Annotated in this window: 13 protein-coding genes; 5 read left to right on the forward strand and 8 right to left on the reverse strand. The window is 47.8% G+C overall.

The window, feature by feature from the left end; translation table 11 throughout:
- Position 1 precedes the first annotated feature (1 nt).
- The 4 genes from ACJJI7_RS11515 to argS all read right to left on the reverse strand — a co-directional run bounded on the left by ACJJI7_RS11515 (position 2) and on the right by argS (position 11,008).
- A complete protein-coding gene (locus tag ACJJI7_RS11515) occupies positions 2 to 5,083 on the reverse strand; it encodes a non-ribosomal peptide synthetase (RefSeq protein WP_282951480.1) in 5,082 nt (1,693 codons plus the stop codon).
- A gap of 1,484 nt (positions 5,084 to 6,567) precedes the next feature.
- Positions 6,568 to 8,046, reverse strand: coding sequence for a nucleoside hydrolase (locus ACJJI7_RS11520; RefSeq protein WP_282951479.1), 1,479 nt, complete (start codon positions 8,044 to 8,046; stop codon positions 6,568 to 6,570).
- 176 nt (positions 8,047 to 8,222) lie between these two features.
- Positions 8,223 to 9,110: a dTDP-4-dehydrorhamnose reductase family protein gene (locus ACJJI7_RS11525; RefSeq protein WP_353376899.1), complete on the reverse strand. Its 888-nt coding sequence runs from the start codon at positions 9,108 to 9,110 to the stop codon at positions 8,223 to 8,225.
- Between the two features lie 161 nt (positions 9,111 to 9,271).
- Positions 9,272 to 11,008: an arginine--tRNA ligase gene (argS, locus tag ACJJI7_RS11530; protein WP_282951478.1), complete on the reverse strand. Its 1,737-nt coding sequence runs from the start codon at positions 11,006 to 11,008 to the stop codon at positions 9,272 to 9,274.
- Positions 11,009 to 11,125: 117 nt separating this feature from the next.
- On the opposite strand from argS, the gene sbcB reads away from it, so the two are divergent.
- The 4 genes from sbcB (at position 11,126) to ACJJI7_RS11550 (ending at position 16,115) form a co-directional block, all read left to right on the forward strand.
- Positions 11,126 to 12,595, forward strand: coding sequence for an exodeoxyribonuclease I (gene sbcB / locus ACJJI7_RS11535; RefSeq protein WP_282953620.1), 1,470 nt, complete (start codon positions 11,126 to 11,128; stop codon positions 12,593 to 12,595).
- Positions 12,596 to 12,706: 111 nt separating this feature from the next.
- Entirely contained in the window at positions 12,707 to 13,723 is a 1,017-nt protein-coding gene (locus ACJJI7_RS11540) for an aspartate carbamoyltransferase (protein ID WP_444902110.1), read from the forward strand.
- A 119-nt stretch (positions 13,724 to 13,842) separates the two neighbouring features.
- Complete coding sequence (locus ACJJI7_RS11545; protein WP_020412144.1) at positions 13,843 to 15,270, forward strand: NfeD family protein; 1,428 nt, start codon at positions 13,843 to 13,845, stop codon at positions 15,268 to 15,270.
- A gap of 77 nt (positions 15,271 to 15,347) precedes the next feature.
- Entirely contained in the window at positions 15,348 to 16,115 is a 768-nt protein-coding gene (locus tag ACJJI7_RS11550) for a slipin family protein (RefSeq protein ID WP_020412145.1), read from the forward strand.
- Between the two features lie 158 nt (positions 16,116 to 16,273).
- Here the strand turns inward: ACJJI7_RS11550 and pgi are convergent, their stop codons facing one another.
- Complete coding sequence (pgi, locus tag ACJJI7_RS11555; RefSeq protein ID WP_444902109.1) at positions 16,274 to 17,896, reverse strand: glucose-6-phosphate isomerase; 1,623 nt, start codon at positions 17,894 to 17,896, stop codon at positions 16,274 to 16,276.
- Between the two features lie 316 nt (positions 17,897 to 18,212).
- Positions 18,213 to 18,407 carry a hypothetical protein gene (locus ACJJI7_RS11560; RefSeq protein ID WP_157533369.1) on the reverse strand — a complete coding sequence of 65 codons (195 nt, stop codon included), beginning with the start codon at positions 18,405 to 18,407 and terminating at the stop codon, positions 18,213 to 18,215.
- A 346-nt stretch (positions 18,408 to 18,753) separates the two neighbouring features.
- On the opposite strand from ACJJI7_RS11560, the gene ACJJI7_RS11565 reads away from it, so the two are divergent.
- Positions 18,754 to 18,903: a hypothetical protein gene (locus tag ACJJI7_RS11565; RefSeq protein WP_020412147.1), complete on the forward strand. Its 150-nt coding sequence runs from the start codon at positions 18,754 to 18,756 to the stop codon at positions 18,901 to 18,903.
- Positions 18,904 to 18,927: 24 nt separating this feature from the next.
- Here ACJJI7_RS11565 and ACJJI7_RS11570 read toward each other — a convergent pair whose 3' ends face one another.
- Both ACJJI7_RS11570 and nhaC read right to left on the reverse strand, forming a co-directional pair.
- Positions 18,928 to 19,971, reverse strand: coding sequence for a DUF3549 family protein (locus tag ACJJI7_RS11570; RefSeq protein ID WP_444902108.1), 1,044 nt, complete (start codon positions 19,969 to 19,971; stop codon positions 18,928 to 18,930).
- 19 nt (positions 19,972 to 19,990) lie between these two features.
- Entirely contained in the window at positions 19,991 to 21,457 is a 1,467-nt protein-coding gene (gene nhaC / locus ACJJI7_RS11575) for a Na+/H+ antiporter NhaC (RefSeq protein ID WP_444902107.1), read from the reverse strand.
- Positions 21,458 to 21,742: the final 285 nt, after the last annotated feature.

Consider the following 21,742-nt stretch of genomic DNA (forward strand, 5'->3'; position numbering starts at 1 on the left):
ACTAAATCTCCATTACAAACTGATTATTAGCCGTAGGCTTATCAGCCAGCTTGGGAATGACCATGCTTTGCTGGTTTTTTAATGCAAGTGCTAATCTGGCAATGGTGCTGTGCTCTAATAGTAGGCGTAAGGGAATATCTATCCCGCTTAACTTTCGGCTGACAGCTGTGAGCTTTACTGCATTGATGGAGTTGCCACCGATACGGAAGAAGTTATCCTCAATCCCGACCTTGTCCAGCTTCAAGACTTCTTGCCAAACTGTACATAAATGTCGTTCAAGCTCATTTCTTGGCGCTTCGTAATTATGCTGCGTGACCAGTTCTGGCTCAGGTAACAGATTGGGATCAAATTTGCCATTGATATTAAGGGGGATGACATCTATTAAATTATATGAATCAGGTACCATATAATTGGGTAGGCTCGATTGTAGAAATGACTTTATTGCGTCGCAATCCAATACTACATCATGTGTTGAAACCAAATAGGCTGCCAAGACTTGATTACCCTTTAACTCCCGTTTAATAACAACTGCCTGCTTTATTTCAGGGTGAGTGCACAAGGTGTTTTCGATTTCACTTGTTTCTATTCGATAACCACGGATTTTTATTTGGCTGTCGTTTCGGCCAAAATACTCTAGAGAACCGTCAGGTAACCAGCGGACTAAATCACCAGTTTTATATAATCTATCGTAACCTTTATCCAGATCTTCCTGTGTTGCAAAATAGTTGGGAATAAATCGTTGTTGCGTTAAGGTTTCTCTATTTAAATATCCGCGAGCCAGGCAAGCTCCACCTATATATAATTCGCCAATAACACCAACAGGTGAATAATGTCCATGTTCATTTAATACATAAAGCCTCACATTATCGATTGGTTTTCCTATGTTTATTTGGTCAGGTTTCTCTATTTTTTGCTGTGTCACACATACCGTGGCTTCTGTCGGGCCATATTCATTAAATGTGAACTCGGCAGGTAATACTGCTAATGGACTTAAATTGTCACCACCTGTGTGAACTAATGTTAATGTGGAATTCCTTAGTTCTTTCGCAATTTCATTGAGTATTGCAGTTGGAATAAATGCCTGGTTAATATTATTCTCATTGATATATGAAATTAGCCTTTCACTCTCAACTCTACATTCATCCGAGGCAATATGGAGTTCCGAGCCAGATAAAAGTGCTGGAAATATTTCAAAAACACTGGCATCAAAAACATAGTTGGAGAACTGCAAGATCCGTTTTTCAGTATTCAACTGATGACTTTTGATCATGTATTGAGCCAGATTTACTACACTTTGGTGCTCTATCATCACCCCCTTGGGTTTTCCTGTAGTGCCGGAGGTGTAAATCACATATGCAAGAGCTTTGGAATCTAGCTTAATAGCGGGAGATGCTGACGATTGAGTGAGTAGCAATTCAGGTATGTCAACAGAAATAAGTAATGGAATATTTTTAAATTCTGATAGTTTTTTATCAATCGCAGTAAAGTGGTGCCGTTGCGTTAGAATAATCGGAGCTTGACTGTCTTTAAAAATAAATTGAGTACGTTGCTCTGGGTATTCTGGAGAGATGGGTAAATAGGCTCCGCCAACTTTTAAAACGGCTAACATACTAATAATCATGTCCAGGCTGCGATCTAAATACAGCGCTACTATTGTATCTGGTATTAACTCATGGCCGGTTTGAGCTCGATACTGAGTGAGAATAACCTGGGCAAGTTGATTAGCCTTCTTATTAAGCTCCTGATAGCTGATAACACTATCCTGATACACCAGAGCTGTATTTTTGGGGGCTTTACTTACCTGGGATTCAAATAATTCAACCAAAGTTCTGCTCGCTGAATATTCGGTATCGGTATTATTCCATCTGGCAATCTGTTGATTCAGTTTAGCATCAGCTATAACCAAATCTGATATTTTACTGGCATCCCCCTGCAGGATTTGGGTCATTACTGACTTAAATGAGGCCATCATATTCTGAATAAACCAAGGGGCATGTCGTTCCTGATTGAACTCCCATAGTACGGTAACAGGATCGCCACTACCTTCCTGCCCGATCCTGGGTATAACCACAATATTTAAATCGAACTTTGCAGATTTGCTGCCGATGGCTTCGACCAATTGCATCTCTGAGATGCCAGGCAATGTCATTTTGGGTAATGGAGAATCATGAAAACTAAAACAGACCTGAAATAACGGATTTAATCCTTTAATACGTTCAGGGTTTACCAAATCAACTACAGTTTCAAATGGAAGTTCCTGATTTTTTTGTATTTCTTGTGTCGTATCAAAACATGTATGAATAAAATCATTGATTTCTTGTTTTGAGTTCTGTTTTATTCTCGCAACATTGGTTGCCACCATCATTCCGATAGTGTTCTCTACTCCTTGATAATTACGGTTCGCAGTGCCAGTGCCGACGCAAATATCGGTATCGCCGGAGTACCGGGATAATACTAAGTTGACGGCCGCCAACATAAAGGAAAAAGGCGTTACTCCCTGTTTCTGACAATAATTTTGTATCTTATGCCAGAAATTCCGAGGGATCTTCATTTTTTTAGTGTCTCCTCCCTTTAAATCTCCCGTGGCGGTCTGAGGTAAATTTATTTTAGTTGGGGCATCTTTGAGCTTTTCATACCAGAATAGCTTCTGTTTTTCAGCTGCTTCGCTCGTTAGCCAGTTGTTTTGAAAAACAGCAAAGTCGGCGTACTGCCCAACATGATTAAGAGTTATATTTTTTCTGCCCTCGAGCCTTTGCTGATAGCAGGAGAATAAATGCTCCAGAAATATATTCGAGGACCAGCCATCATGGACAAGGTGGTATTCAATGTGAATAAGAATATGTTCTTTGTCTGTTAATTTTACTAATCCCCAGCGTACCAAAGGTAGTTGGGTAATGTCGAATACCTGATTCAGACCTTCTGCTATTAAATAGTCAACCTGCTGTTGAGCCTGTTGATAATTCATGGAGCTAAAATCATATCTGGCTAACTCAACCTGGTAGTTTTCATGGATGTATTGGCAGGGTTCTTCCAAAGAATAGGAGCTTCGGTAAATCTCATGTGCATCGACTACATCCTGGATAGAGTGAGCAAGAATGTCTGGATCGATTTCACCTTTTAGAATCAACTTGCTCTTTGCATGATATGCTCTATTTCCTGGGTTGGATTTTGTCAAAAACCATATGGCTCGCTGCTGAGAGGATAAAGGTGAAATAGTCCGATATTTATTATCCCTGGTAGTGATACTGAAACTTTGCTGGCAGCGAGGTAATTCCTGCCAGATATTTTCAGGTGTGCGCTCTGTATAAATTAACTCAACTGGAATATTTACAGATATTTCTCTGGCGAGTTTTGAGCATAATCGAATGGCTGAGATTGAGTCGCCACCAGCGGCAAAGAAGTCTTCTTTCCATGCCAAAGGTAACGCTGTGTATTCATTTATCCAGGCTAGAAACGTCGCCTGTTCAGAATTAAGATTCACATCCACCATCGCAGATGTGTCGTGTGTTGCCATCGATAATAAAATCGATTTATCTATTTTTCCATTCTCTGTCAGCGGAAGCTCAGGTAGAATATGAAAATGCTCAGGTACCATGTGAAGTGGCAAATGTGCCTTTAGGTGTGATGCGAGCTGTTGTATATCCAACGAGACTTCTCGCTTGAGTACTGCATATGCATGCAACGATTGTTTGTTTCCTGTATCGCTTACAAGTACACATGCCAAGGCAATGCCATTTAGAGTTTTTAGGCAATTTTCAATTTCCGAAAGCTCTATTCGGTGGCCTCGTATTTTTACTTGCGAGTCATTCCTGCCTATAAACTCAAATTCGTCTCCTTGGAGGCGTCGAACTAAATCTCCTGTTTGGTATATGCGTTTATAACCGTCGCGACTAATTTCCGATGGTAGTAAACTACCGCTGATAAATTTTTCGGCTGTTAATTCTGGTTTTCTCCAGTAGCCACGAGCAATGCCTGTACCGCCAAGATATAGTTCTCCAATATCTCCGATGGCCACCTGCTGTAAATTACTATCTAACACCCAGGCTTCGGTATTCTTTAACACTTTGCCGATATTATTTGCTGAATCCCCATGTGTAAAAAGGTGTGCGGTCGCGCAAACAGTAGTCTCTGTCGGTCCATAGGCATTGAAAATTTTGCTTTGCCTGTTGAGCTTTTGCATCATATCTAGTGCCGGTGCTTCACCAGCAACAACAATACTTTGCAAGGAGTGAAGTTTTTCTTCAGGTAATAACGCTAATAATGATGGTGGTAAAGTGGCAAACTGTATTTGATTGTCTCGGATTAGGATCGCAAGTTTATTGTGATCTTTACGTTCCTCCTCGCTAGCAATATAAATCGTTTGCCCCAAAAATAGACTGGCAAATATCTCAAATACACTGGCATCAAAAACATAAGATGCAAACTGTAATGTCCTTTGATAATTAGCTAGTGAAAACCTTTCAATTTGAGCCGAAGCGAGATGAAGGATATTCTGATGAGTGATCATGACCCCTTTAGGGTTGCCTGTTGTTCCAGAGGTGTAGAGTACATAGGCAAGATCATTAAGGCAGTTCTTCTTAGCTTCACCTATTGAAGGGTCGGGTTCAGTAGTATCTTTAGTGTCGGAAAAGAGTAAAGTTGGCTGGTTATGAGATGAGTTGAGCCAGCTCGTCAGCTGAGCATCATGATGAGTTTGAGTTACAACCACTCTGGTTTTGGTATCCTGAAAAATATATAAAGCTCTCTCTCGTGGATACTCTGTAGAGATTGGAACATAGGCAGCTCCGGCCTTTATTACTGCCAACATGGCTATTATCATGTCCAAGCTTCGATCTAAATACAGTGCAACCAGATTTTCCTCTGAGTTTTCTTCTTTAGCCAGCGTCTGACTGATTAGAGTCGAAAGTGACTTTGAACGCTTATCAAGTTCTTGATAACTAATACTTATTCCTTGATGTACAAGAGCTGTTTTATTTGGATTTATACTGATTTGCTTTTCGAAACAGCTATAGACCGACTGGGCTTTTGAATTGAAATTCTCGCTGTGAATTTTTGGTGAATTAAATATTTCATTGATTTCCATTATCAGTACTCCATTATTATTTTTTGAATTAAATTTGTATTAATTGTAAATATTGAGAGGTTTAAGCTCGGGTGCTTTATCCGGTTTGTACTCTTTTTTAATGACTTTCAAATATTATAAATATGGCAGTTTTATGACTTTCTATATGGCGTATATGATCGATCAGGTCTGATAAGCCCCATGGATCTATAATTGCTTATTGCCTAATAGGCTAAGATTTCCATCTCTTGATGGACGGGGCGGTAGATACTTTGGGTGGGGCTAAGTAAATTAATATCGAATATGAGAGGCGTGCGCCAACAAAAGATAGTTTTTCAAATAATTTAAAATAAATAATTTGAAGCGAAAGTCGTTGTTTAATTTGAGGCTGCTTATCTCTTGTTTGTTTAAAGTGAGATAAGAGTGAAGTAATAAATAGAGCTAGGCGTTGATGGTAATATACATTTTTCATAGTGCCGACTTCCATGTTTATCTGTCACTACAATCCTGCGCCAGGACGTTATCAGAAATAATTCTGCGTATCAACGGCAAAATACATTGAATGAATTTATGTCGAATTTATTAATGATTATTTGTTTGTTGGTACATTTATGAATAGCGGTACAAATCGTACTTTTTGTATGGTTATGACTTCATGCGTTATAAGTTGTAGAGGGTTGTATCATTATCAGGTGACATGAAATGTTTCATCTGGCGGTTTTAAATATGTATATATCCTTTTTACCCATATAGATGTGGGTTTGATAATACTATTTAATGGGTGATTCATTGCGCATTCACTGTGTAGGCTTGCTTAAATCTTTTCAGTTTAGTGATAGTGGATCATTTTCGATGAACAATCTGTGCTAACTATTGCTAGAAAGGTATTGAATATCGTATTCTGAAAAATTTTCCCCTCAAGTCCTTGTTGATTGTTGGTACCTATTTTTTAGGTTGGTCTTTTTCGACTTTATCGAATTGAGCAATTTGGATAAGTAGAAGGCTTTCTCGAATTCTTCGATAGTGATAATGCAATGTCTCAATAACGGATGATGTGGGCTTTCCTGCATAGTCACACTAAATGAGACTGAATAGCCTAATTTTTAGACAGATCTGGTCGTAGTGAAAAGTCCAAAGGCAAAGATGTTTATTTGTTTACTTAGATGAATTTAAAAATGAAAACAGCTTCTGAATTGTGCCGCTTAAAAGTACATGGAAATTTTAAAGTTGAGCTTGAGAAGAAGTGGGTGCATACTCGGCTCTGTCGGGACATTTTTTGACTAAGAAAAAATTGTCTTTCGTATTTGCATTAAATATTACTAAGGGTATCCCTATTTTCAGGGTTTATTAATTTATAGTTCGGAAAAATACCTGATCTCATGAAATCGTGTGGTGTAAGGGAGTATTGCTGGGTCTATTGTTTTGCCTAGGCAAAGGACCTTTTAATGCTTTTGCAGTTATTCTGCATTAAATTAAAAGGTTCCTTAATATTAAGACAATCTAGATTAGTGTAGTTTAGCCCGGCACCTAGGGCCCTTACGTGCACTATTAAAGCCATCACGCAGGCGCTCAATCATTGCTGTACGGGCGGCATCATGATTGATTCCCATAACCACATTAACTTCCAGCCCTTCACCGCTTTCAGTAATTGTGGTTTTACCCACGGTAGGGTCGAAGGTGATGGGGTCGTAGGGAGTCATACTGTCGGCCAGGCCGGCATTTAGCTGGTCTACTTCGATAAACCCAGGTACCAGGTCCATCTCCAGAGTTTCAGGCTCCAGCAGTACCAGTGCGGCGATAATATCCCACAGGCGGATGACGGCATCCATAGCGAAGTCACCATTACCTTGGAAATCTCCACCTTCAAATTCACGAATAGAGCTGAGAAGTTGAGACGTGTAACAGGCTTCCGGCGTTGCGCGGCGTTTAGCCAGGGCTTCGATGGTGCTGCCCTGTACCTTGGCCATATCGGTAGAGTTGGTGGGTACCAGATAAGTTTCAATATTACTTTCGCTCAGGGCGTCAAAGGCCCACTGTGCACTCAAGGGGTCGAGCAGAATATTGAATTCCTGGTGGGTACTGAAGTCGCTGTCACAGCCGAAGCTTGGGTGGGAGAAAATATTGCCACCCAGGTTGCGAGATTTGTCGCCAAAGCAGGCCGCCTCGTGATCTGCAGTAAATGGCTCGTAATTTTCAAAGCCGCCACCCATCATAATAACGCGATCAATTTTATCCAGCTGCTCTTCGTTGGCTTTGCCAAGTACCCGGGCCAGGGTGGTGAGTTTGCCGGTGTTGAAAACTACTGGGGGCTTCTCCAGGTTATCCAGGGTGTCAAGAATAATATCCTCAGCTAGCTCGAAATTAAAGGAAACACCATTGTTGCCCTGGTAGCGATAGTGCGCCTGCTTTGCGCGTGGGATTAGATGATCGGTGCCATACAGGGTGGAGCCGTTGTCGCGCCAGGGGCCGGGCACATACTGGCCGTAAAGGTTAATCCCCATGGCGTTGCGGCGTTCCAGGTTCCAGGTGCCGGTGGTGAAATCCGAGGAGTTAGGCAGCTGATAATCATCGCGGCCTGCTACAGCTTTGTCGTCATTTACCGGAGTGCTGGAAGCCTTGCCATTAGCTCCGTAGGCGACCTCTTCAGTGGCAAAGTAGGCACCGCGAATTACTTTGGTATCGTTGTTGCCCAGCCACTCAAGTATGTTGTAAACCGTATTGGCTCCATGCGCTACAGTATTGAAGGAGTCTTCGACGACTGCCAGTTCCAGGGTATAGCGGGGGTCTTTGGCAATCAGCATCAGTGCCACGGCATCGTCAAAGTTATTGAAGTCGCCAATCCAAATAATGGATTGGGCATCTTCGTTTTTGCTGGCCTGATACGGCCTATTACCGTGGTGGCCACTGTCTGCGTTGCAAGAAGCGAGTGTGGTAAGACTGCCCAGTAGCAAAGCCCCTGCAGAAAACCAGTGTTTTAATTTCATCAGCTCTTCCCTAATCTTCGAGTGGTTTAATCCTGGAACCCAATAGGTCTTCCATGATCTATTCGGTTGCCACTTTTGTAATACTCTTGGTTTATGTATTGAGATATTGCAAAAGAGGTGCCGATTTTTAATCGGCAGCGATACATCCCTGTTGAACCAATTGAAAACTGCCTACATCAATTTCCAATAAATGGCTTTAAATTTCGAGCCAGCTGCTGCTGTAATGGTTCCTTACCTTGAATGCCTAAGTCTGTAAGGCGTGATTTATCCAGTTGGCAATTGTATGGGCGCGGTACAGAAAAATTGGGTTCACTATCTGCACTGATATGATCGGCCCTTAATTCACAGGCTTCGGCAATAATGTGAGCGAGCTCATAGCGGGTGCAGGCGGTATCGCCGCTCCATTGATAAATGCCTTCAAACTTGGTGTTACAGCAAATTTTTAACAGACATTGCTCCAATACTTCTGCTACTTCCTCCACACTGGTGGGAAAGCGAACTGCCCAGTGGTCCAGTGTGACCGGTTTTTGTTCTCTCAGTGTATCCAGAAGGGCAGTAATACCGGATTCCTCCAGATAGGCGACGGGTCCAAACAGCCAGGGCAGTCTTAATACCCAATGGTTAGCGTTTTTCAGTACCGCTTCCTCTCCGGCTCGCTTGCTGCGGCCATAGAAATTTACAGGATTGGGGATGTCATCGGAACTGTAGGGTGCCGCTGTTCCATCAAAGACATAGTCGGTGCTGATATACACTAACTGTGCATCGATTTCGCTACATTGTTTTGCCAAAAGCTCTGTGCTGCTGACATTCAGTTGCCAGGCAGTATCTGGGTTTTCGGCACAGCGGTCTGGCCAGCGCTCGGCGGCACAGTGGATTACGACATCGGGCTTAATTTCTTGCAAGCAAGTTTTTACTGCGTCGCTATCAGATAAGTCCAGGTGAATGAGGTTTTCATCTACGCGGGAAAAAGCGGTACCAGCTACGGTAAAAGCCGGGTTGCTGTAAAGTTGTTTAAATACACTGCGGCCTAATAGGCCGGAGGCGCCGGTAATCAGGATTTTCACGGGTTACTTTCCTTTAATCAGGCCAGTGGGAGAAATGTGACCCTTATAGAGCAATTGATGATGCAGGATGGGTGGGCAGGAAGCGGAGAAAGCTTACCTGCTCGAGCTGCCCGGCTCGCCAACCTGCATATTTGCTGGAGGTGTGGCCGGGCAGGAGCCAATTACATTTGCTCCATCACTTCAATGCCGAGTAAACCGAGGCCAGTAGCAATAGTGCTGGCGACGAGGTTACACAGTTGAAGGCGGCTGTGCTTCTGCTCTTCGCTGACGCCTTTTTTCAGTACCGGGCAGGCTTCGTAGAAACTCATATAGGCACTGGCCAGCTCGTACAAGTAGGTGCAGAGTACGTGCGGAAAGGTATCTTTGGCTACCTGATCGAGTACTTCCCCAAATTGGCTTAGTTTAATGGCCAGGGCGCGCTCTTGAGGGCTCTCCAGGCTGATGTCGCCCTTGAGTTCGCTCGGCTCAATACCGGCCTTGCGGAAAATACTGCGGACACGGGTATAGGCATACTGCAGGTAGGGGGCTGTGTTGCCTTCAAAGCTGAGCATGGATTCCCAGCTGAAGATGTAATCGTTAGTGCGGGTTTTGCTCAGATCGGCATACTTTACTGCGCCGATGCCCACTTTGCGCGCGATTTCCGCACAGGTTTTTTCATCCAGCTCAGGGTTTTTCTCGGCTACCAGTTTCTCTGCCCGCTCCACCGCTTCGTCCAGCAGGGCTGCCAGTTTTACGGTACCACCGGTGCGGGTTTTAAAAGGTTTGCCGTCATCGCCCATCATGGTGCCAAAGGCGCAGTGCTCAAGAGAAACGGATTCCGGCAGGAAGCCAGCTTTGCGTGAGGCGACGAAAGCCTGCTGCAGGTGCAGGGATTGACGGGCATCTACTACGTAGAGGATGCGGTCGGCTTTGAGCTGGTTGGCGCGATAGCGGATGGCTGCCAGGTCGGTGGTAGCATACAGGTAACCACCGCCTTTCTTCTGAATAATCATCGGGCTGGGATTGCCCTCTTTGTCGGCCATCTCTTCCAGGAACACTACGATAGCACCTTGGTCTTCTACGGCGATGCCGTTATCCAGCAGTTCTTTAACCAGCACCGGCAAATCGTCGTTGTACTGGCTCTCGGCGTAAACGTCCTCCTGTTTGAGGGTGACATTCAGCTTGGAGTAGATTTCTTCACAGTGGCTGATAGATATATCGATAAACTGCTTCCAAAGCTTCAGGCACTGCTCGTGGCCGCCTTGCAGCTTTACGACGTATTCACGGGCGCGGTCGGCAAAGCCTTCTTCGTCGTCGAAGCGCACTTTGGCTTCGCGGTAGAATACTTCCAGGTCGGCTAAGGCCACCTCTGCATCACTATCCGCCAGCTTGTCAGACAGGTGAGCCAACAACATACCGAACTGGGTTCCCCAGTCACCCATATGGTTTTGACGGATAACCTTGTGGCCCTGGAACTCCAGCAGACGCGCCAGGGCATCACCGATAATGGTGGTACGCAGGTGGCCCACGTGCATTTCTTTGGCCAGATTGGGGTGGGAGTAGTCGATAACTACGTTCTTCGGCTCTTCAACAGCGGCGATATTCAAACGCTGATCCCCATTCGCGGCCAACAGCTGCTGGCTCAGCCACTGCTCGCTCAGGTGGATATTCATAAAGCCGGGACCGGCGATCTCGACCTTTTCGATCATATCGCCTTTTTCAAGATGTTCCAGGATTTTGCTGGCCAGCTCGCGGGGGTTGGTACCGAGTCGCTTGGCTGCACCCATAGCGCCGTTGGCCTGATAGTCGCCAAATCCGGCTTTTTTCGCAGGTGCCACGATGGGGCCGCATTCTTCGGGGGTACCGGCGGCGAGCATGGCGGCCTGGAATTTATCGGAGAGGAGTTGGCGAATATTCATAGAGGGATATAGCTGTCTTAAATTCGTGGAAACGCCGAATTTTAATGGGCGGTGGCGGCTTTGCAACCAACCTTCGCTATAGAGAGGTTTAAATCTGGATGCAAGTGTCCAGACGGCATGGCGCTCAGTGGTATGATGCCGCCAAATTATGGAGGTACCGTGAGTTCTACCACACTTTATTGGCACGATTATGAAACCTGGGGTACAGACCCGGGGGCTGACAAGCCGGCGCAGTTTGCCGGTATCAGGACTGACGAAGAGCTGAATATCGTCGGCGAGCCGTTGATGATTTACTGCCGCCCCTCAGTGGACTGCCTGCCGCAGCCGATGGCGAGCCTGGTGACTGGAATCAGCCCGCAAAAGGCCCTGGCCAATGGCGTGCCGGAAATAGAATTTATCCAGCGCATCCTCGCCGAGCTGGGTGCGCCCGGCACCTGTGGGGTGGGCTATAACAGTTTGCGTTTTGACGACGAAGTTACCCGCTACACCCTGTATCGCAACCTGTTAGATCCCTATGAGCGCGAGTGGCGCTCCGGCAACAGTCGCTGGGATATTATCGACATGGTGCGACTCACATACGCCCTGCGTCCTCAGGGCATCCAATGGCCGGCCCGAGAAGACGGTGCGCCGTCCTTTCGCCTGGAAGAGTTGACCGCTGCTAATGGTATTGCCCACGAGGGTGCCCACGATGCCCTGTCGGATGTGCACGCCACGATTGATATGGCGAGACTGATCCGTAAGCAGCAGCCGAAATTATACGATTATGTATTCCGCCTGCGTCGCAAGCAGGAAGCTGCCAAGATGATTGATATGCGCGAGCGTCGCCCGCTGTTGCATATCTCCGGCAAAGTGTCTGCAAATCACGGGCATTTGACCTATGTAATGCCTTTGGCCAGCCATCCAGTTAACCGCAATGCGGTCATTGTTGCCAATCTGGCGATGGACCCCGAACCGTTGCTTAATTTGGATGCGGATACCCTGCGCGAGCGCCTTTACACTGCCCGTGACCAGCTTGGTGAGGGCGAACTGCCTGTGGGTCTGAAGTTGGTGCATTTAAACAAGTGCCCGGTTCTGGCCCCGGCAAATATGCTTGATGACAAGCGCGCCACTGAGTTAGGTATCGACCGCGCAACCTGCGAGGCGAATTGGCAGAAGCTCAAAGATGTTGACCTGACTGAAAAGCTACACAGCGTATTCCTGGATCGGGAGTTTCCCAAGAAAGATGTGGAGGCCGATTTATACGGTGGTTTCCTCAGTGATGCCGACCGCGATATCTGCCGTGAGCTCCACCGTGGGCTGGCTGCCCGAGGCCCCGAAGCGCTGGCTGGTGAAGTGCCTTTCAGTGACAAACGCCTGCCTGAGCTGCTGTTCCGTATGCGTGCGCGCAATTTTCCCGAGACCCTGTCTGAAGAGGAACATCAGCGTTGGCAGATCTGGTGTTTCCAGCGTTTAACTGACCCTACCGCTGGGGCTTCTATCACGCTCGAAGATTATTTTCGCCAGTTGTCCGATTTACGGGTACAGCACCCGGAGCGGATCTCGCTGATTACCGAGCTGGAAAACTGGGGCGATAGCCTGCTCGCCTAATGTGTCGAATCACGCCGGCGGTTATTCTTCCTCTGGGCTCTGCTGCAGTGCCCAAGTAGAATGCCGCTCGCGAACACCTGGCGCCCACAAGGCGCAACCACTGGAGTAACCATGGACTTTATCGGAGCCAATATTCTGTCCGTCAGCCAGTTCGAGCGTGCCGACATAGAGCGCGTGTTCGATGTGGCCGACGCCATGACCCCCTATGCCCGTCGCGAAAAAGTAACGCGCGTGTTGGAGGGGGCGATTCTCGGCAATATGTTTATGGAGCCGAGCACCCGCACTCGACTCAGCTTTGGCGCGGCTTTTAACCTTCTGGGTGGTACCGTGCGTGAAACCGTTGGAATTACCGCCAGTGCCATGGCAAAGGGGGAGTCCCTCTACGATACGGCGAGAGTGCTCTCTGGTTACAGTGATGTGATTTGCATGCGTCACCCACAGGAGGGCTCTGTGGCAGAATTTGCCGCGGCGAGCCGCGTGCCGGTGGTCAATGGTGGTGACGGTGCCAATGAGCACCCCACCCAGGCGCTGCTGGATCTCTATACCATCCGTAAGGAGCTGGCCGCCCATGGTCGCACTTTGGACGATTTCCGTATCGCTATGATTGGTGATCTCAAGCACGGGCGCACCGTACATTCGCTATGCAAGCTGTTGTGTCTGTTTGGCAAGGTGCAGGTGGTACTGGTATCTCCACCGGAGCTGGCTATGCCGGAAGGGGTGGTAGAGAAGCTCCGTACCATAGGGCATGATGTGACGGTCACCGATCAGCTGGAAACCTCTATTACCGATGTGGATATTGTCTATTCCACCCGCATCCAAGAGGAGCGTTTCGCCTCCCAGGAAGAGGCCAACCTTTATCGCGGTCGCTTCCGTCTAAATCGTGAAATTTTCACCCGTAACGCCCAACCAAATACGGTGATTATGCATCCGCTGCCCCGGGATTCCCGCGCGGAAGCCAATGAGCTGGATACGGACCTAAATGAGCACCCGAGCCTGGCAATTTTCCGCCAGACAGATAATGGCCTGCTGGTTCGTATGGCATTGTTTGCTCTGTTATTGGGGGTGGAAAACCAAGTGGACAAGTACGCCCGTGAGGTGAACTGGCACAGTCGCCGCAACCCGGTTTAATGCTGATTGGTTCCGTTTTCAGATAGCGCCGCTTTTTTCTGTTAATCTGATTGAGTTAGCCCGGCCAGTATTGATCTATCTGGTCCGGGTGCCTCTGCAATCGCATCAGGGAAAGGTGCATGTTGAATCAGATTTCGCCTGCGGTTTTCTCTCGCAGCGTCGCTTTTCTGGCGCTGTTTTTTTCCGTATTAATTTGTAAAAGTGCCGCGCAAGAAGGCGCTTTTCCCCATGTGGCACTTTTAACCATCGATGGCGCCATTGGCCCGGCTACTACCGATTATTTTAAGCGTGCCACAGAGGAAGCGGGAGAGCGGGGTGCAGAATTAATTATTTTGCACATCGACACCCCCGGCGGCCTTGATGCCGCTTCGCGCGATATTATCCAGCACATCCTTTCTTCCCCAATTCCAATTGCAACTTATGTCTACCCATCTGGCGCCCGTGCGGCCAGCGCCGGTACTTATATCCTCTATGCCAGCCAAATAGCAGCCATGGCTCCAGCTACCACCCTTGGCGCCGCTACACCGGTACAAATAGGGGGCCCGCCAGGAACACCCACTCCGGGAGGTAAGCCCCAAGAGAATGAAAAAAAAGAGGAAAAAGAAAAGGAAGAAGGTGACGAGAAAAGCGAAGAGGAAAAAGAGGAGAAGCCTCTATCCGGTACTGCGATGGAACGTAAGGTGGTTAATGATTCGGTCGCATTTATCCGGGGACTCGCTCAGCGCCATGGGCGCAATGCGGATTGGGCAGAAAAGGCGGTGCGCGAAGCGGCAACTCTGACGGCTTCGGAAGCACTTGAAATGAATGTGGTGGATATTGTTGCCAAAAATGATCAAGACCTGTTAAAGCAGATTGCAGGGCGCAAGGTCTCCCTTGACTCCGGCGAGATCACTCTATCAACAGAAATTGCGCAACTACCCATAGAAAATTATGAGCCGGATTGGCGCAATGAATTACTGGCGCTGATTACCAATCCGCAGGTCGCCTATATTCTTCTGCTTATTGGCATTTATGGCTTGATATTTGAAGGCTATAGCCCCGGAGCCTTTGTACCCGGAATTGTCGGAGTTATCTGTTTATTATTGGCATTTTACGCATTACAGGTCTTGCCAATTAATTATGCAGGCCTGGCCCTTATTATTGTTGGCGCACTGCTGATTGTTGCGGAAGTATTTATGCCCAGCTTTGGCGCTTTGGGTATTGGCGGGATTATTGCGTTGGTGATTGGCTCGGTAATGTTGATTGATACCGATGTTCCCGGCATGCAGGTCTCGAGAAAGCTGATTGGCGCAATTGCCGGAGTAAGCGGGCTCTTTTTGTTGACATTTTTCCTGGCTATCGGCCGAAGCTTGCGTACGCCGCGGGTGCCAGCTGACCAAGCCCTTGTAGGGCGCTCCGCGGTAGTTAGTGATGTCACAGAAACGGAGGTGCTGGTGCACCTCGATGGAGAGATCTGGAAGGCCCAATGTGAGACACCATTGGAGCCGGGGCAACGTGTACGGGTAATCGCACAGCACGGTTTACTTTTATATGTAGAGCCTGGTTAATTGTTTTGAATTTATCAACCTGTGAGCGTACTTGCATGCTTGCAGATTTCAGGTGGTGAGAACAGGGAGAGAGGAAAATGGTCAGTTATTTTATTGGTCTACTAGTGCTCGCGGTAGTGCTGCTGCTGATGTATGCCATCCGCATCCTGCGAGAATATGAGCGCGCGGTGGTATTTTTTCTCGGGCGTTTCCAAACAGTTAAAGGCCCAGGCCTGATCATTATTATCCCCATCATCCAGACTATGGAGCGTGTGGATTTACGCACCGTGGTAATGGATGTACCCACGCAGGATGTTATCAGCCGGGATAATGTCTCAGTGAAAGTTAATGCAGTGGTTTATTACCGCGTAATCAACCCACAGTCTGCAATTATCAATGTAGAGTTTTACCACGAGGCAGTAAGCCAGTTATCCCAGACTACTCTTCGCTCTGTGCTAGGTAAACACGAATTGGATGAGATGCTTTCTGAACGCGATAAGCTTAATGTGGATATACAAAATATTTTGGATGAGCAAACGGATGCCTGGGGGGTAAAGGTAACCAATGTTGAAATTAAGCATATCGATCTCGATGAGAGTATGGTTCGAGCTATAGCTCAGCAGGCCGAAGCTGAGCGGGCGCGGCGCGCCAAAGTTATTCACGCAGAGGGTGAAGCCCAGGCGGCTTTGAAGCTCACTGAGGCGGCTGATCAACTTTCCAAAAATGCAAATGCAATTACCTTGCGTTATATGCAAACTATGATTGATATTGCCGGAGCCAATAACAGCTCAACATTGGTATTTCCGCTGCCGCTTGATTTGATTGAGCCGCTTCTTAAGCGAGGTTCACAGGCTGGTGGTTCCTAAATCTGGGGCCGTTTGCTTTTAGGAGTGTTATTATTTTTATAAGAACAGGTGTGAGAGGAATAAGGAAATTAACTGTGTAAAAGCTAAGATAAATTAAAAAGGCCGCATTATAACCGCGGCCTTTTTTGTTGAGTAATACCTTTCTGCCTTAGGATTTTCTACAGTAGTTTTTCCATCAGAATACGGGTGGAACTATCCCAATCTTCCGGTACTTCGCTATCGGCCGCCTTATGAATTTTTGAACTCAGCTGTTTGCCAAGTTCCACACCCCATTGATCGAACGGATTGATACTGAGCAAGCAGCCGCCCACATAAACTTTATGTTCGTACAGCGCCAGCAGAGCCCCTAAGTGATGAGGGTCCAGCCTATCAAGGATCAAGGTATTACTTGGGCGGTTACCTGGGATTACTTTATGTGGGGCCAGTGCATGGGCTTCGCGATGGGTATAGCCGGCCTCTTCAAGTTCCTGGCGCGCTTCATGCAGGGATTTACCACGCAACAAAGCCTGGCTCTGGCTGATGCAACATGCCAGTAGCCAACGGTGCTGTTCATGTAATTTAGAAGTTGGCTCTTTCACCGCAATAAAATCCGCGGGGATCAGGTCGGTACCTTGGTGTAGCAGCTGGTGAAAAGAGTGTTGGCCATTAGTGCCTTCGGTACCCCAGATTACACTGCCGCTCGGATAGTCCAGCGCTTGACCATTTTTATTTACGCTTTTACCCAGGCTTTCCATGTCTAACTGCTGCAACCAGGCTGGGAATTTTGCCAAACGTTGAGCGTAGGGCAGAACAACCTGGCTGCTGGTATTCCAGCACTGCCGATACCAGAATTGAATAAGGGCCATTATCACTGGCAGGTTATCCTGCAGAGAGGTATTGGCGAAATGCTGGTCCATAGAGTGAGCGCCTTGCAGCAGCTGCTCGTAAACTTCATAACCGCAGGCTAGAACGATCGGCAGGCCAATGGCGGACCACAGGGAATAGCGGCCACCCACCCAGTTCCACATTGGGAATATATTCTCAGGGGCGATGCCGAAGTCCTGTGCCGCAACAATATTGCTGCTTACGGCAACGAAATGTTGAGCAAGTTTCTCTTCATCACAGCCAGCAGCTACTATCCAGCGGCGCGCAGAGAGAGCGTTCTCGCGGGTTTCCAAGGTGGAAAAAGATTTGGAGGCGACGATAAACAGGGTTTCCTCAGGGTTAAGACCCTGAAGGGTATCACTGAGATCAGCACCATCCACATTTGCTACAAAGTGAATCTGGAAATCTTCCTTATACCATGGGCTAAGTGCCTCCACTACCATGCGTGGACCAAGGTCAGACCCACCAATACCGATATTAACAATATGGCGAATTGGTTTTCCGCTGAATCCTAGCCAACTTTGGTTGTGGATATTTTTGGCAAATTGCCTCATCTGTGTGCGGCAGTCAGCCACTGCGCGTTCGTGATCATTTTGTGGTTCACCCTGGAAGCGCAGGGCAGTATGTAGGGCCGGGCGGTGTTCAGTATTATTGACATTGGCGCCGCTAAGGAGTGCTGAGATCTGATTGCCTAGATTCTGCTCTTCGGCGTAATCGAGTAATAACTGGAAGGTATCCTTGCGTAGGTGATTCTTACTAAAATCCAGGTAAATACCTGCGGCTTCACAGCTAAAGTTTTTTGTACGTTGCGTATCGGTAGCGAACAGCTCACGCAGGGACCATTTATGTTGTTTAAAATGAGACTGCAATTGTTGAATTGCTGCGGCTCGGCTGAATGCCAAAGTTTCACTTGTCATGGTGATTGCTGATTAACTCTCTTGTGAGCGGTTTCTTATTGCGAATATCACACAAGCTTATGGTGCATGATTGAAAAAAGCGGGTAATGCTAACGCATTCCAGTCTGTTGGCTGGCGCTCGAAGCGTTACAGTGTATTACAGTGGATAGTTTCCGGTAAGAATGAACTGCTCAAAAGACAAATGCCGCTCGTAAAAGCGGCATTTGGTGGTGATTCATACTAAATAAAGCTTTTCAGAGTAGGTGTCTGTCAGCTCCGATTTGGTCAAAACCTCATTTAGTATGAATCACCACGCTGGTTCTGCTTGAAAGTGATTTTACTTCACCACTTTCATGCAGCGTACTCTATCCGAAGCCATCCAGCAGTCAGCATCTGCGGGGCAGGCCATTGAAAGAGGAATTTGTTCAGCGCCAGGAGGGCAGTAAGCTGGAGGTGCCGGAGGGCTACAGCAACCTGCTAGAACCAGTGCACTGATAATTCCGATTAAGTACTTGGCTGGAGTGAAATTCATCCCCTAACTCCTTTCCGTTGATGTAGACATTAGCATAGCCAATAAAACGTCACCTGTTGGTCAGCTTTGTAAAATGCTCTCTACAAAGATACCGCCTAGTTGAGTGTAATAGGCGCAGGGATTAAATAGCTGCCAAGATTAAAGTCTGGAAAAAAGTCGTGCCAATTTATTGTGTTTTGTGCTTTAAAAAGCGAGTTTTTTGCCAGTTTAGGGCGTGTTTAAATTAACGGGGTGTATTTATTTTTTTTGCTTCTTCCAAGTTGGAAAACTTACTCAAAAGAGAGATTAATTTTAGATGGTTTTTTAATTTTATTTTGAGGGTTTGGGGAAAAGTGGCGGGAAATAAATGATGAAAGGGTGGTTGTTAAAGGAGGATGAAGCAGTGGGAATTGCTGGAAATTTACAACAAGTCTTCAGAGTGAGTCACTCTGTTAGAGGTTGGGAAGAGCTTTTTATTGGTTCATTTAGTGAATTGGTTGAGATATGGCAGCTTTAAAATTATAAAACCGCCGTATTTGAATCAATGAGTGGGTTTGGGCCCATGAAGAAAATTACCAAAGGTCTGAGCAAGGGTTTCTTCACGTGCAGGGTCACGTAATGCGATTAGCAGGGAGTTTCGTATCTGGGGAATGAACATTAAGTCCGATAGTAACAGGTTAAATGTGCTTTGATCTCCAGTGTGCGCCAAGTGGGTGAGCCAGAGCTTGGCCAGTTCTGGGTTCTCCAGATCAAGTGCGCAGCGACTGCCAATTGCTGCGAGTACTTCTTTGTTCCTAGCCGCGTTAGAGGATTGCAGCAGTTTTTGTAGGAACGACTGGCGCAGCCCTTTAGCTGGCGAGTTTGAGATACCGCGTGCGGCGGCGCAAACCACATTAAAGTCAGGCGTACTATCGGCGAGTAATGTATTGGCTCGAGTGATGATGGCTTCTGCCAGTTGATGGTCGATAGTTTCGTTTTCCAGGCAGTGGCACAAGCTGACAAATACTGGCGCAGCTATCTCTGAAATTTGGCGCATAAGAAGCGCCTTTTCACTTTCCCAGTGAGCGGCAAGGTCAGCAATGCCCTGCAGTGCCAGGTTGTCCCAGCGGCACTCCTGCGGGTTGCGGAAGTAACTGAGTATCGTTTCATAATGAGCGCTGGGCTTGTGTTTCAACAGCAACGCGGTATGGGCATGAAATGCAGCCTGTCGCTCGGTAGAAGGGGTATAGAGAAGGCCGCTCTGTTGTAGCAATTGATCCAGCTGCGCTGCGGATTCAGCGGCAGGCCCCCTTAATTCCTGTGCCAGCGCACGCAGTAGACCATCGCGAGCCTGTAACTGTAATTTACCCTGCTCATCGAGAGGAAAACGCAGGAACCATACCGCTGGCTCGCCGCCTTCGGCGGGTTGCAGTAAAAGCCCGGTCCAAGCCTGGCGCAAGTAGGGGGAAGGCCAGGGCTTTTGACCCGCTTCAAAGGCTTCGGCTGTGGATTTGGATATAGACTGCAGGCGCCGGCCCAGGTCGAACCAGCGCAATTTAAAGTTAGCCTCTTCGATAAGGCTGCTCAGGGTACCGCTTTCACTCATGGGTGACTTATCTACTTCCTTAGGACGCAGTGGCTGCAATAGAGATGGGTTTTTGCTTAAAGTGCAACCAGCCGTATGCAATTGCCAGCAGCGGGCAGATGATATTGAACAGGGCGTAGGGCAAATAATTCCAGGTTCCAATACCGAGAGTTGCGGCCATAAAAGCGCCACAGGTATTCCACGGAATCAATACGGAAGTGATGGTGCCTGAATCCTCTAAGGTGCGTGACAGGTTTAGCCCGTGTAACCCCTTTTCCTTGAAAGCTTCGCGGAACATACGGCCAGGAATAATAATCGCCATATATTGATCGCCAGCAGCTAAGTTCATGCCAAAACAGGTGAGTACGGTGGAGGTCACTAGGCCGCCGACAGTTTTAACGAGTGATAAGACGCCAGTGACAATCACTTGCAGGAAGCCTGCGCGCTCCATGGCTCCACCGAAAGCCATGGCGGAGGTGATCAACCACACGGTATTAAGCATGCTACTCATACCGCCCTTCGATAGCAGTGCGGCCACGTTTTCATTACTGGAAGTGGACTTGTAGCCGTCGAACAAGCTGTACCAGGCGCCTTTAAGGGCTGCCAGGGCACCCTCTCCACCGCCCAGGCGGCGTGCGGCTTCAGGTTCAAAAATCAGGGCAATCGCACAGCCAACCAGGGAGCCGATGATCAGGGTAGGGAAGGCTGGGACTTTGCGCCAGGCCATGGCCAACAGCAATACGAGGGGTAATAAGCTGATAAGCGAGATCTTAAATTCGCTTTTTAGTGCGGCTAACAACGATTCGATATCACTGGCGGAGGCACTGCTGGCTTCAGAGGTGAAGCCGAGGAAAGCAAAAGCGATCAGGGCGATTGCGAAAGCCGGGATAGCGGTGGACATCATGTGGCGGATATGCTGAAACAGGTCATTTGACGTTACCGCTGCGGCCACATTGGTGGTGTCGGAGAGGGGGGACATCTTGTCGCCAAAATAGGCGCCTGAAATCACTGCGCCAGCGGTAACTTCCAGGGACAGACCGAGGGCGCCAGCGATCCCCATCAGAGCTACGCCCAGGGTGCCGGCGGTAGTCCAGCTGGAGCCAATACTGAGGCCTACGACGGCACAGATAATACAACTGGCGGCATAGAACCATTGGGGGGAGAGAATCTGTACGCCGTAAAAGATCATAGAGGGTACAGTGCCGGCCAGTATCCAGCTGCCGATCAAGGCGCCCACTGCCAGTAGAATTAGAATAGCGCCAAAGACCAGGCCGATGCCGTGCAGCATGCCGCCTTCCATATCGCTCCAGCTGTGACCATTCTTCATACCCATCAGGGCGACCACACAGGCGCATAACAGCAACGCAATCTGGTTCGGGCCGTAGGAGGAATCGGCACCGTAGAAATAAACAGACAGGGATAACAGGGCGATCAGGATCCCTAGTGGGATCAGCGCATCCAGCAGGCTGGGCTTGCGCGGTTCATTATTGGGGCTGGCTTGAGACAAGGTGAACTCCTGCTTGACTGCGTGGCTAGTGCCGTTTTCGTTATCGTTGTTTTTGCCGTCGGCGACGGTTGATCCTCCTATTCTCTCGGCTTGGGGCGGTGAAGTCTACTTTGAATAGAGAACTGAACAGGAGGACCTTTTCACTGACTGACCCGTCTAAGCATGCTTTCATCACTCTCATCAGGTATCTGGTTGGGAGAGGTGCTAGCAGTTCGGCGAGGCTTCCGGTATGTTCTGCGCCGATTTCTTATCCCGGCTAGCCTTAGCCGCACAATAAAATGAGCC

The sequence above is a fragment of the Microbulbifer variabilis genome (assembly GCF_056232115.1).